Source organism: Bacteroidales bacterium (assembly GCA_031275285.1).
In the GTDB taxonomy this organism is placed as follows: Bacteria; Bacteroidota; Bacteroidia; order Bacteroidales; family UBA4181; genus JAIRLS01.
In genome coordinates this window covers 1-13,146 of sequence record JAISOY010000191.1, presented here as the reverse complement: position 1 = coordinate 13,146, position 13,146 = coordinate 1, and the positions used below count along the sequence as shown (strand labels likewise).

Here is a 13,146-nt window from a genome sequence, read left to right as displayed (position 1 = left end):
AAAATACCGGGAGCTTTTTACACTCCCGATACACATGGAGGTTTGGTTTAAAGTTCGTGATCTGATGATTCTACATTCCAGGGAAGAATGGTTACTTCTACAGAAATATATGTATCTTCCTCAATAGGCAGGTTGGGGTCTTCCGGATCCACACCGGGTACGGAAGGCAGTCCGGGACCCGAGATCTTAGTGACATTAAGTACATAATAATTATTACGTAATACCCCGCGGTTACCGTCTGCATCCTGAACCCAGATACGATAGTATCCCGTACCATTATCGTATTTCTTTGAGAAATGACCTGCTGTGAGTCCGTTATTAAGAGCATCAGCGTAAGCACTTTCACTCCAGAAAGTGTTATCTGACTTCTTTACATAGAATGATTCACCTGCTGAAATAGAACCGATGGTACGTGTGCCGTTTGCTGCGTAAGCAACAACCACAGTATTGGCTGTCGGCGTATATTGCCCTTTAATAATGGCTGCTGTGGTGTTACCTGTTACATTACTGACATTCACATTTTCCAGGACATAATATCCGGCTAAATCTTTATTTTCAACGGAGTTGGTATTTACGCTCTTCCATGTTGAAGGCGTAGACAACTTGGTGAAATAGTCATTATCGGCAGTAAGAGGCGAAATATTCCGGCCGGGGGTAATTACCGTACCCAGCGTGTTACCTCCTTGTTGAACCAGATATGATTTCTTGGCTTCAACAAGCATGGCAAATTCCAGATTGGCAATACTTCCGCCAATAACCGGCGTGGATGCGGATTTTTCCTTAACAGCTACCTTTGCCGTATTACGTTGTACAGTAATAGCCAGGGGATCTGCCAGGGCTTCGGCTTCGGTCTGCACGGTAAGGGTTTTGGAAGCTGCCGCCGTACTTGCCATCACCAGATCTGAAGCAGTTACATAATTCGCGGCTGTGCCGTCGAGCGCAATGTCACCAAAGATACCACCTTTCATGTTATCAATGTTCGTTTGAAGTGTTGCACCCGGATTCAATACCACATATATTTTCTTATCTCCTGTCGTGGTTTTGATAGCCGAAGTAAGTGCGTATTTGCCGTTTTGTTCGACAAATTGTGTATTGTTGAATACACCTTTATGCATCATACCATTGATATCGTCTACTATATATACGGCAACAGTTGTTACTTCTGCTTCAACCGTATTTGCCGCACCCTCATCAGCGCTCTTCAGCATAGTTTTAGGAAACGACAAGGAAACTGCCGAATGGGTTTCCTGTCCTTGAATAAAAGGATCATTTGCCTTGTCATCCTTTGAACAGGAAAAGAAAATGAAGGCTGTTAAGGCCAGGATTAAAAAGTTTACTTTTTTCATTTAATTTATTTATCTAATTATTGATTTAAAAACTCATTCATATTACTACAATTTTCGTACTGATTTTCAGTAGTTTAATTTACACATTTCACAATTCTGTTTACATTTTTACTTTTCCGGACTATCTTGAATATTTTCATTGCCGGTAGAAAAATATTTAATGGTAATATCCCGGGCATTCCTCAATTTAGGATAGAAATGTTCCAGCATGTATTTGTAGATCGTGCCGTTTTTCAATTTCCGAAGTTCATTTTTCCGTGACACGCCACCATCATCCATTGTGGTATTGGCAATAATTTCGAGCACTTCATCCCGGTATGGCATATCCGACTGATGCACCAGATCCTGTAAACCTTCCCAGTTTTCACCTTTACAGTTTAACAGAAATAAGCTGTCATTCAAGACCGGAACTTTTTCCAGAAGAAAATCTTTAAGACTGCGTGCCCGATCGCAACTCAATTGCATATTATCCTGATAATTCCCTTCGGGTGAGGCATAACTGGTAATTTCTATGCTGATCAGTTTATTACCAGAAGTGGATATAATACTTCTGAGAGTATCATACAATTCATTGAGATAGCTGGGATCATCGGATAACTGAGTATCCAGGCTGGCTTTACCTTGTGCGAAATAGACCACCTGTTCATCATTGGTAATACTATTTTCTATGGTAATGTTCTTTTCTGCACTTATTTTTACTTCTTTGACAACCGGAACGAGGTTATTTTTAAATGTGACCGGATCTATTTTAACTATGGTATATGATTTTTTGATCTTACAACAAAAGCTGTCGGTAACATTGAGATAAAATTTCCCGCCATCCATCCAGTCTTTATACAAAATAGTGTCGGTATATGTAAAAGAATTACCCTTTTGGTATGTATCCGCCTGCTTGGTTTTCATTCTTTTGGCATTGCGCAAACCAATCATTTGCGCATGGCGGCTTTCAATAACAATAGGTTTAAAAGCCATTGAACTGGAGCCACCTTCAATGCCCGGGGTAATTAACCGGTATTCCCTGGGCTGATTTCGTTCGACAGATATATCCAGTGTTAAAAATACCCGATTGCCTTTTTTTTCGAGTTGAATTTTGGAAAAACGGACTGGATCATTATCCTGTGCAACTAAATTCGGTAAGATGATTAATAATAAGGATAAGTGAAATATAATTTTCTTTTTCATTTTATTATCGGATGTAATAAATCAGGTTTATGCCTAGCCGGGTGGGCCCCAGGTAAATTTTCGTTTCCGAACCTTCCTGTTTTCCACATGTCCGGCATTCGTATTTATCAAAGTCAAGGTACATGGCACCTATTCCTACGGTGGCCTCCAGGCTCCAGTTTTTACTTAATACCCATTGGTAGCCATACGATAATCCTGCTCCTATGCCATAACCCTGAAAACGATATTTTTCTGAATCGTTTCCCAGTATAAAATCAAGATTCCTCTGGATGATATTATATTGTGAAGCAAGAAGATGTACACCAAAGAAATGTCCATCGAAACTACGACAGGTATAATACCGCAACTCAGCTTGTGCCATCCAGTGGACAAGTTTTTTGTTACTCTCTGCGCTTCCTTTCAGATTCCAGGGATTGTATGCCCCGTTTAAATCAAGGGTAAAATTGCTGTTTAACCGTATTTCGGCACCAATATTGGGGGTGAATGTTGCCCCGGCATAAAGAAGGTTTGTTTTCAACATCATATCCTGAGCGGATATACAGTGAATGGTTGTGGTTAAAACAAATATCACTAATAATATTCTCTTCATCTTAATCATTTATCTATGTTTTATTTACAAAAAACATGCTGGTTATTAGCAGTTTAGTTTTCACATTTCCTGATTTAGTTTACATTTTTCACTATACAGGAATTCTCATCCTTAAAGGTCAATATCCAAAATTCCGGGTTCCGGATTTAAAATTTTGATTTTAAAAACCTTTATACTGAAATGACTCGTTTATAGAAAATAAAACAACCACTATGTGGCTAGATATAAATAATAAGGAAAGTAATATTTCCGTTTATGGTAGTAGTTTAGTATATAATTCGAATCACAAAATTATTGCTTATCCGGTTCTTCCGGATTGTCTTCTTTTGCTTTCATCAATTCCGATGGTGTCATTCCGAATTGTTGCCTGGAAAAACGGTTAAAATGGGTAAATGATTCAAAGTTGTATTTTCTTATGACATCACTGATGGTAACATTCGGTTTGGAAATGTAATACCTGATACTTCTGGCCTTACGTTGTAAAACCCATTGTTTGGGGGGCATCCCGAAAACCTTTTTAAATTTGGCGTCAAAATTTGACCGGCTCATGCCTATCTCCTTTGCCAGTTCTTCTATGTTTTTTACTTTGTCATAATTTTTTATTACCAACGTTCTAAAATCAAGCGCCTTACCTATAATCAGATAAAATAACCGGACAAATTCTTCATTGGTATAAAACCACCTGAGTACCAAAAACAGTTCCCGTTCTTTTATTTCATGCAGATGGGCACACTGCATACCACTCTCGATGTACATGATCAACAGGTCCAGGTATTGCTGCATTGGCGGTTTGATAGGAACAGATGCAAACTTGTATTCCATTTTTGAACGAAGCTCCCAAAGCATCTCCATTGACTTTGTGATACAGATATCATCGGGCATATCGAATGTCCCGATCAGGACCCTTGATTCTTCAATTGCTTCAATATGTGATCTTGAATAAGCCGGGACAAACACAATTTCTCCTTCCGGAAACTTAGTATTGACAAATTCATCATACTCGATCAGTAAACTGCCTTTAAGAATAACAATGATATGATTATATTCCTTATACTCAAGGGTCATTGTTTCTGAAGATTTAATATCAGTCAATATGAACCGGGTATGATTCTCTGAAAAATAATATTTACATCCTTTATGGCTATCCAGGTTAATTTCGTGTGGCATGTTGGCTAATTAATCGTATTTGATGTTGGTATATCAATCTATTATTTGTTTCGATGACTTCTTTAGATAAAGATTGCACAATAAATGAACAAATTACATTTACCCTATCAGGATGATCAGGCAAAACGGTATTTTATGAAATCCTTATGTCTGCAAATATAACATTCTTATGCTAAAAAGACAGCAAACTGAAAAATACAAAACACTCTAATCATTTGGAAATACTTCTTTCGTAAATTGCATTTTACGAAAATATAATTATATTTGCCATAGGGAGTATCCTTTTAACCATTAATCTTTATAACATGAAAAGAACAATATTCATCTTGTTGTTATTCGTTACAGTAATACAAATAACATTCTCTCAGGATAAGTTACTTGGCATCCTGAAAAATGAGGTCGACCGAAATTTTGCATCGTTAAAAGCGCAACCCGTTCCGGCTTACTACATCAGTTACAGGGTTCAGGATGCGGAAAGCTATAGTATCAATGCCTCTTTTGGAGATCTGACATATAGTGAACCCAGCCATCAGCGACTATTTCATGTGTCAGTGAGGGTGGGCGACCATACATTGGATAATACCAAGAATGTCTCATCAGATGGCGGATACTCATCTGCATACAGCTACAATACAATGTCTTTGGACGATGATCCGCTGGCCATACAAAAAGCATTATGGCTCAAAACAGATCAACTTTATAAAGGTTCGGTAAAACAATACGAAAACGTAAAAGCCAATGTTGCCGTAAAAGTTGCAGCGGAAGATAAATCAGATGATTTTTCAAAGGAAAAGGCTGAAAAATATTATGAAAAGCCAATGAAAATAAAAGACCTGAAGTTTGATGTGGCTGCCTGGGAAAAGAAAATAAAAAAATACAGTGAGGTCTTCTCTGAAAATAAAGATGTGTTATCTGCATCTTCGGGAATTAGCGTCGAACTGGTAAGAAAATATTTTGTAGACACAGATGGTGCGGAAATCACACAAAATGCGTATGCTTATAGGATATATGTTAATGCTTCTACCACAGCAGAAGACGGGATGAACCTGCCATTATATCAATCTTATTTTGCACTGGACCCAAAAGATCTCCCATCCGATGCAAAAATCATCGAAGATGCGCGCGAAATGAGTAAACTGATTTCCGCACTGAGAAAAGCCCCCATCGCAGAATCATACTCCGGACCTGCGTTAATGACAGCCGAGGCATCCGGTGTATTTTTCCATGAAATTTTCGGGCATAGGATCGAAGGAGCCAGGTTAAAACAGGAGTCTGACGCACAGACATTCAAGAAAAAAGTAGGTGAACTGGTTTTACCTGCAGATTTCTCCGTTATTTTTGACCCGCAACTGAAAAAATATAAGGGTATTCCGTTGAATGGAAGTTATGTCTTCGATGACGAGGGCATCCGGGGACAAAAGGTAACGATCGTAGATAATGGTATCCTGAAATCATTTTTGATGAGCCGGACTCCTATTGACGGGTTCTCAAATTCGAACGGACACGGACGGGCCATGATTTATTATAATTGTGTCACCCGCCAATCGAACATGATCATTGAATCCAAAAATCCAAAAACGGAAAAAGAATTACGGACTATGCTGATCGAACAGGCTAAAAAGGAAAACAAGGAATTTGGTTACTTATTTGATAAGGTATCCGGAGGATTCACCACTACGGGAAGATATATGCCGAATGCCTTTAATGTTACCCCTCTGGTTGTTTACAGGATATATGTGGACGGAAGACCGGATGAGCTGGTCAGGGGTGTCGACCTGGTAGGTACTCCTTTATCCATGTTCTCCCAGATTGAAGCCTGCGGTAAAGAATATGATGCTTTCAATGGTTATTGTGGAGCGGAATCGGGTTCAATCCCAGTATCTTGTGTATCTCCCACCCTATTTGTAAAAATGGTGGAAACACAAAAGAAACCAAAGTCACAGTCACAACCACCCATATTAGAACGTCCTTAAAACAAATGTAACAAAATATATCTTAATATTAATTTGTATACCAATGAAAATCACATATATATTCCGTAATTTTATCTTAGCAATCATATTTATATGTAGTGTACATATAGTGAATGCCCAAGATGCAAAAACGATCATTTCTTTTATAAAGAAAGAAGTAGACAGAAATAAGGCCGAACTAAAAATTGATAAGCTTCAACCGTCATTTTTTATCGGCTATACCTTAATTGACTCCAAGCACCTAAATGTCAATGCATCGCTCGGCGCATTGATCAACTCTTCCCAATCATCACAGAGAGTGGGATATCCTACATTATTGGTAGGAAGCTATGCAAGGAATAATTCAGAATTTCTTGATATGAATTCCATGTACGGCTATGGTTTTTATCCCAGGAGCGTTAGCTTAGAAAATGACCCGATAGGAATAGCAACAAGGATCTGGATGGATCTGGATGGTTTATATAAAGATGCGGCTGAAAAATACGAAGCCAAGATAGCCACCATGCGGCAACAAAATATGACTGAAGAAGAGCTGGCGGTGATTGATTTCGAAAAAATCGATCCGGTAGATATTTTCCTAAAACCTGCAGATGTAAACCAGGATAAAAAATATTGGGAAGACTATGTAAGAAAAGCTTCTACCGTTCTCAATAAATACCCCGAGCTGACCAGGTCCAATATATCTTTGTACAACAGGAATACGATGCTCTATTATTATAATACGGATAATAGCCAGTATGCAATACCTGTACCTTATTACAGGTTACACCTACATGTAGAAGCAATGACAAAGGACGGACAAAACCTATATGATAATTTATATATAGAATATCCTACATTTGAACAAATGCCGAATGTTGACGATTTCACCAAAAACTGTGAAGCTTTTATCGCTAACTTCCTGCAATTGTTGAATGCTCCTATGGCAGATGATGCATATAGCGGGCCCGTTTTATTCGAAGATCAGGCTGCGGTAGAAGCTGTTCAGGATAAGTTCATGCACCAGCAATCACTTTGTGCCAAAACCAAACCTGTTGCAAGTGATAACGTAAGAAACAGGTTTCGCGGAAATTACAGACTTAATCCAAATAACCTGGAAATGATGATGAACAAGAAAGTCATATCCCGTAGCCTGTCGATTAAATCCCTAACCGGAACTCAGGAATACAACGGAATTAAACTGGAAGGATATTATCCGGTTGATTTCGAAGGAGCTGTACCTGAAAAAGAGTTTTTCCTGATAGAGAATGGAGTACTTAAATCTATGTTAAACAGAAGGACCCCTACTAAAAGGGTACCGGCTTCCAATGGACACTACAGGTTCAATTATAACAATATGAGTCCTCAGATTGCTCCCGGAAATATATTAGTGACTTCCAATGATACCTATTCCAAAGAAGACTTAAAAAGGAAATTATTAGATGCCGCAAAGGAAGAAGATCTGGATTTTGCTTACATTGTTCGTCGGATGTGGGGCAATGATATTACGATGATCTATAAAGTTTATGTTGCCGACGGACGCGAAGAACTTGTCAGAGGAGCTAAATTTGAAGATTTTACGTTAAAATCATTCAAAAGGGTGTTAGGTGCCGCAAAAGAGAACTATGTGCGACACACAGCCAATTTCGGTTCGCTGGCTACTTATGTTGTTCCTGATGGTATCTTATTTGAAGAATTGGAGATAACAAGAAACAACAATATCACATTTGAGACTCCGTTCGTGGTTCCCCAACCGGTTGCTATCAGTAAATGAAATACAATAAAATAAAAATACGCCCTATAAAATTTCTTATAGGGCGTATTTTTATAAAAGAACATGACCTACACTTGAAGAATTTGTAGATACAAACAGATCTCAGAACAAATAATTTAATCCGATATATAACCCTGATTTTCCGTCACGACGATCAGCTGCAATTCCATAATTGATGTGCGCTACGAAATTATGGTTCAAAGCACCGGATATTCCACCTCCATAGCTTAAATGAAGCTTTTCACTATCTCCTTCGGCAAACCAGTCACGAGCCTCTGTATGAGCAGGATCAAAGGTAAACTTATAATCGCGGGTTACTTGTCCGAAATCGGTGAATGCCGATAATGCCAGATAAATATTCTGGTTCCACAGGATGGTTCTCAGGAATTTCCATCTCAACTCCACATTTCCGTAAAAAATGTCCTGACCTACCACCCGGTTTCTCAAAATTCCACGTAAAGTCTTCGCTCCTCCCAACCCATCACGGGTAATATTGGTATTGTACACATAAGGAAGCATATAAAAAGGTATGGTTCCACCTATCTTAGGTTGATAGCTCAACCGGATCGCCAGATTAAGCACTTCATCAATCAGGGTAAAATATTGCCGGTGCGTAAGTGCCAGTTTGGTGAATCCTGCCGGATTACCCATCCATGAAGGAGCTGTGAGCAACATCACTTCACTCCATATTCCCTTCATCGGATTGGGTTCATTGTCACGGGTATCATAGACCAGTCCGAATTTTAACAGGTAATGATCATCACCTCGCTTCTGGTTATCCGGAATTACACCCCAATCAACAAACCGATCGTACAATAAAGGAACATCAGGTAGCCGGTCATCATCTTTTTTCCCCTTATTAAGTTTATCAATATCTACTGAACCCACGTCAAATTTATTGAATTCAAAACCGGCCATCCAACGCAATCTTCTACCCACAATGTTTCCCTGAAAATCGGAACGTATACGAAGCATCTTCCTTTCATGCCGGTAAAACATACGTGAGATATAATCACTGTGATCTTTGTCTTCCAGATCAGGATTGTAATACGCCCGGTAACCATTAAATCCGTAAAAATCAATTGCTTTTTCCGTAAAATAGCTTACTTCTGCCGTTAAGCGGATCTTTGGTATCAAATAATCCGAGTCGTAAATGAATTGCCACAATCCACTCCCCTTAGTGGTCTGATACCATTCCAGATAAAAAGAATGAAGATATTTCGGATAAGTAGACCCGTCACCAAAAAGATAAAAATTAGTCAGTATCCCATATTTGAATCCGATATCAGTATCAAACGCGATGGATGGCAATGCACCAAAAGTCAGCCCGGTCTTGATGTGTTTGGTAGTATCGGCCGTAAAAGCATTTCTATGCAGGCAACTTAATAACAACAGTATGAAAAAGAGCATTTTCAGGAAAGGTTTCATTGATCAACAGGTTTATTAGATCTGGTAAAATTAGTAAGTAAAAAAAATAAAAACCCAACAATTAACAAAATTGTTGGGTTTTATAATAGCTAAAATATCCTGGATTACATATTACCTTTGATAGCAGCATGTGCAGCAGCCAAACGTGCAATAGGCACACGGTAAGGTGAGCAACTGACATAATTCAAGCCAATATGGTGACAGAATTCGACAGATGTCGGCTCCCCTCCATGTTCTCCGCAGATACCTACTTTTAGTTCAGGACGGATAGAACGACCGTTTACAGTAGCCATACTGATTAACTGTCCCACACCTTTCTGATCCAGTATCTGGAATGGGTCATGTTTCAATATGCCTTTTTCCAGATATACAGGCAGGAATTTTCCAATATCATCACGGGAATATCCGAATGTCATCTGGGTAAGGTCATTGGTCCCGAATGAGAAAAACTCAGCAGACTCAGCAATACGATTAGCCGTAAGTGCCGCACGGGGAACTTCAATCATGGTACCTACCTTGAAGTCAATATGATCGTTATATTCATCAAAAACCAACTGGGCTGTATCACGGATGATCTTCTCCTGCAATTTCAGCTCATAAAGGATACCTACCAATGGAACCATAATTTCGGGTATTGCTTTGATTCCGCGTTTTTTGAGGTTCAGAGCAGCCTCTATGATGGCACGGGTTTGCATCTCGGTAATTTCAGGATATGTATTCCCTAAACGGCAACCACGGTGTCCAAGCATAGGATTGAATTCATGTAACGCTTCTACTTTCTCTTTGACTTTCTGTACTGAGATACCCATTACCCTAGCCATTTCTTCCTGTCCTTTTTCATCATGAGGGACAAATTCATGCAATGGCGGATCCAGCAGACGCACGGTTACCGGCAATCCTTGCATTGCTTCGAAGATACCTTCAAAATCAGTACGTTGTAAGGGCAATAATTTTTCAAGAGCTTTCCGGCGACCGGATTCATCATCAGCGAGGATCATTTCACGCATAGGAATGATTTTTTCGCCTTCGAAGAACATATGTTCCGTACGGCAAAGACCAATACCCTGTGCTCCGAAATCCCTTGCAACCATTACGTCATGAGGCGTATCCGCATTGGTACGTACCTGTAGACGTGCATATTTTTTAGCCAGTCCCATCAACTCGGCAAAGTCTCCACTCAATTCCGGATCTTTGGTTTTAATCTGACCGCTGTATACATTACCGGTCGATCCGTTCAAAGAAATCCAGTCTCCTTCTTTGTATACCTTTCCATCAATGGTCATGGTCCGGGCTCTATAATCGATCACCAAACTACCGGCACCTGACACACAACATTTTCCCATACCGCGGGCTACAACGGCAGCGTGAGAAGTCATCCCTCCACGTGCAGTCAATATACCTTCCGCAACATGCATTCCTTTCAGGTCTTCCGGAGAAGTCTCAATACGTACGAGGATCGTCTTTTGGTGATGTCCGGCTGTTTCTGCATCTTCTGCAAAGAATACGATCTGTCCGGTAGCCGCTCCCGGAGAAGCCGGCAACCCCTGGGCAATGACATTTGCTTTGGAAAGTGCGTCAACATCAAAAACAGGGTGTAACAATTCGTCTAATTTTTGTGCTTCACAACGCAATAATGCTGTCTTTTCATCAATCATACCTTCACGGAACATATCCATGGCTATTTTTACCATGGCAGCTCCGGTACGTTTACCATTCCGTGTCTGTAACATCCATAGCTTACCATCCTGAATGGTAAACTCTATATCCTGCATATCTTTATAATGTGTCTCGAGATGCTTCTGGGTATCGAACAATTCCTTGTATACAACTGGCATTGCTTCCTCCAGGGAAGGATATTTAGCAGCCCGCTCATTTTCCGGCACACTGGTCAGTTTTGCCCAACGTTGTGAGCCTATTTTAGTGATCTGCTGGGGTGTCCGGATACCGGCAACAACATCTTCACCCTGCGCATTGATCAGGTATTCCCCGTTAAATAAAGCTTCTCCTGTTCCGGCATCACGTGTAAAAGCAACACCAGTGGCTGAATTCTCACCCATATTTCCGAACACCATGGCCTGTACGTTAACAGCTGTACCCCATTCTGCAGGTATCTGGTTCAGTTTACGGTAAAGTATGGCACGATCATTCATCCAGCTACCGAAAACAGCCATCACCGCACCCCATAACTGTTCCCATGGAGAAGTCGGAAAATCTTTTCCTGTTTTTTCTTTAACTGCTTTTTTGAAACGAACAACCAATTCTTTCAAATCATCGGTAGTAAGATCCGTATCCAGCTCCACCCCTTTCTCTTTTTTCATTTCGTCAATGATTTCTTCAAACGGGTCATGATCTTCCTTGGATACCGGTTTCAGGTCAAGCACCACATCGCCGTACATTTGTACGAAACGACGGTATGAATCCCATGCAAACCTTGGATTTCCGCTTTTAGCAGCAACGACTTCAACAGCCTCATCATTCAATCCCAGATTGAGGATGGTATCCATCATTCCCGGCATAGACGCGCGTGCTCCGGAACGTACGGATACCAGCAACGGATTCTTGTTGTCCGCAAACTTAGGACCACCTACTGCTGATTCCACTTTTCCCATGGCTTCTTCCACTTCAGCTTTGATCAGCTGAATGACTTCCTCGCGACCGACTTTATAATATTGAGTACATACTTCTGTGGTGATGGTGAATCCCGGAGGAACTGGTATTCCGATAAGGTTCATATCGGCAAGGTTGGCGCCTTTGCCTCCCAGTAATTCCTTCATTGATCCGTTGCCTTCGGCTGTTTTATTACCGAAGAAATAAACATGTTTTTCTTTTGACATGGATGATTAAAAAATTAAATTTATGATCTTGTTTATTGTTGGAATAATTCTATTTTTTCTCGATTTTTTCCAATACCTGACGGCTTTCCAATTTACCCTTATCGTTATAGTTTTCACTTTTTACAATTCCGACCTCCGGATTCATCCAGGTAATATTTTTTGTAGTCTGTTTCTGGTTCATCATGGAACCTTTCATTTCAAAAGTGCTGGTATGCCGATATTTATAGCATTTAAAAGTCCCTGCAGGTGTGGTTACATTCTCTTCACCCTCAATGATCCTGTCTTTTTCAGTAGTGACGGATGTGAATGAAAAGTTCATACCGGCTGCGCTCGTTGAATATTCTATATATCCGGATATAAAATCATCCAGCTTATCTCCCGGCTTTAGATTTACCGGAAAAACAGGCCCTTTCAGCTTCGATTTCACATTCATTTCTGCCTGTCCCCCCGACGCTCCGGAAACCATATTACCCATAGCCGCAAAAAACGGGTCTATAGAAAAGTAAACAGAATCTTTCGTAATTTTAAATTTTAGTTTTTTTATGGATTCTATCATTGCGTTACTTTTGGCGTCTGCAGTCTGAAAAGCTGCTCCATCGACCGCAATATATACAATAGTGGTATCTCCGCTTTTTTCTGTTTTTTCCACCGTCTGGGTCTGCCAGTCATCTTTTTTATCGACTTTTACAGGCTTTCCTTTACTGTCATAATTTTTATACAACAAGGTGGTACCCGGAGCAGTAGGTACAAAATAAGTCTGGGCTTTTGTCGGCAATAATTGGAAAAACAAAACCGTTGTAAAAATAAATAATAGTTTTTGCATATTTTTTTGATTTTTATCAATAAAAAACATATATTTAAATGTCATTTTTTA

Annotated in this window: 9 protein-coding genes; 2 read left to right on the top strand and 7 right to left on the bottom strand. The window is 39.9% G+C overall.

Annotation, left to right across the window (positions count from 1 at the left end):
• Positions 1-47: 47 nt before the first annotated feature.
• The 4 genes from LBQ60_18915 to LBQ60_18900 form a co-directional block, all read right to left on the bottom strand.
• Positions 48-1,346, bottom strand: a complete 1,299-nt coding sequence (locus tag LBQ60_18915; GenBank protein MDR2039999.1) for an Mfa1 family fimbria major subunit — start codon at positions 1,344-1,346, stop codon at positions 48-50.
• A gap of 108 nt (positions 1,347-1,454) precedes the next feature.
• Positions 1,455-2,528, bottom strand: coding sequence for a hypothetical protein (locus tag LBQ60_18910; GenBank protein MDR2039998.1), 1,074 nt, complete (start codon positions 2,526-2,528; stop codon positions 1,455-1,457).
• 4 nt (positions 2,529-2,532) lie between these two features.
• Positions 2,533-3,117 carry a DUF3575 domain-containing protein gene (locus LBQ60_18905; protein MDR2039997.1) on the bottom strand — a complete coding sequence of 195 codons (585 nt, stop codon included), beginning with the start codon at positions 3,115-3,117 and terminating at the stop codon, positions 2,533-2,535.
• 291 nt (positions 3,118-3,408) lie between these two features.
• Positions 3,409-4,284, bottom strand: coding sequence for a helix-turn-helix transcriptional regulator (locus tag LBQ60_18900; protein ID MDR2039996.1), 876 nt, complete (start codon positions 4,282-4,284; stop codon positions 3,409-3,411).
• Between the two features lie 305 nt (positions 4,285-4,589).
• Here LBQ60_18900 and LBQ60_18895 point away from each other — a divergent pair, with 305 nt between their 5' ends.
• Entirely contained in the window at positions 4,590-6,257 is a 1,668-nt protein-coding gene (locus LBQ60_18895) for a TldD/PmbA family protein (GenBank protein ID MDR2039995.1), read from the top strand.
• A gap of 43 nt (positions 6,258-6,300) precedes the next feature.
• Complete coding sequence (locus LBQ60_18890) at positions 6,301-8,010, top strand: hypothetical protein (protein MDR2039994.1); 1,710 nt, start codon at positions 6,301-6,303, stop codon at positions 8,008-8,010.
• Positions 8,011-8,112: 102 nt separating this feature from the next.
• Here the strand turns inward: LBQ60_18890 and LBQ60_18885 are convergent, their stop codons facing one another.
• The 3 genes from LBQ60_18885 to LBQ60_18875 form a co-directional block, all read right to left on the bottom strand.
• Complete coding sequence (locus LBQ60_18885; protein MDR2039993.1) at positions 8,113-9,438, bottom strand: outer membrane protein assembly factor; 1,326 nt, start codon at positions 9,436-9,438, stop codon at positions 8,113-8,115.
• A gap of 104 nt (positions 9,439-9,542) precedes the next feature.
• Entirely contained in the window at positions 9,543-12,272 is a 2,730-nt protein-coding gene (gene ppdK, locus LBQ60_18880; GenBank protein MDR2039992.1) for a pyruvate, phosphate dikinase, read from the bottom strand.
• 49 nt (positions 12,273-12,321) lie between these two features.
• Positions 12,322-13,095, bottom strand: coding sequence for a hypothetical protein (locus LBQ60_18875; protein ID MDR2039991.1), 774 nt, complete (start codon positions 13,093-13,095; stop codon positions 12,322-12,324).
• Between the last annotated feature and the right edge of the window lie 51 nt (positions 13,096-13,146).

What these genes read in the sequence shown, in the direction of transcription:
- LBQ60_18915 (MDR2039999.1), bottom strand. Translation starts at nt 1,346, where the DNA reads ATGAAAAAAGTAAACTTTTTAATCCTGGCCTTAACAGCCTTCATTTTC.
- LBQ60_18910 (MDR2039998.1), bottom strand. Translation starts at nt 2,528, where the DNA reads ATGAAAAAGAAAATTATATTTCACTTATCCTTATTATTAATCATCTTA.
- LBQ60_18905 (MDR2039997.1), bottom strand. Translation starts at nt 3,117, where the DNA reads ATGAAGAGAATATTATTAGTGATATTTGTTTTAACCACAACCATTCAC.
- LBQ60_18900 (MDR2039996.1), bottom strand. Translation starts at nt 4,284, where the DNA reads ATGCCACACGAAATTAACCTGGATAGCCATAAAGGATGTAAATATTAT.
- LBQ60_18895 (MDR2039995.1), top strand. Translation starts at nt 4,590, where the DNA reads ATGAAAAGAACAATATTCATCTTGTTGTTATTCGTTACAGTAATACAA.
- LBQ60_18890 (MDR2039994.1), top strand. Translation starts at nt 6,301, where the DNA reads ATGAAAATCACATATATATTCCGTAATTTTATCTTAGCAATCATATTT.
- LBQ60_18885 (MDR2039993.1), bottom strand. Translation starts at nt 9,438, where the DNA reads ATGAAACCTTTCCTGAAAATGCTCTTTTTCATACTGTTGTTATTAAGT.
- ppdK (MDR2039992.1), bottom strand. Translation starts at nt 12,272, where the DNA reads ATGTCAAAAGAAAAACATGTTTATTTCTTCGGTAATAAAACAGCCGAA.
- LBQ60_18875 (MDR2039991.1), bottom strand. Translation starts at nt 13,095, where the DNA reads ATGCAAAAACTATTATTTATTTTTACAACGGTTTTGTTTTTCCAATTA.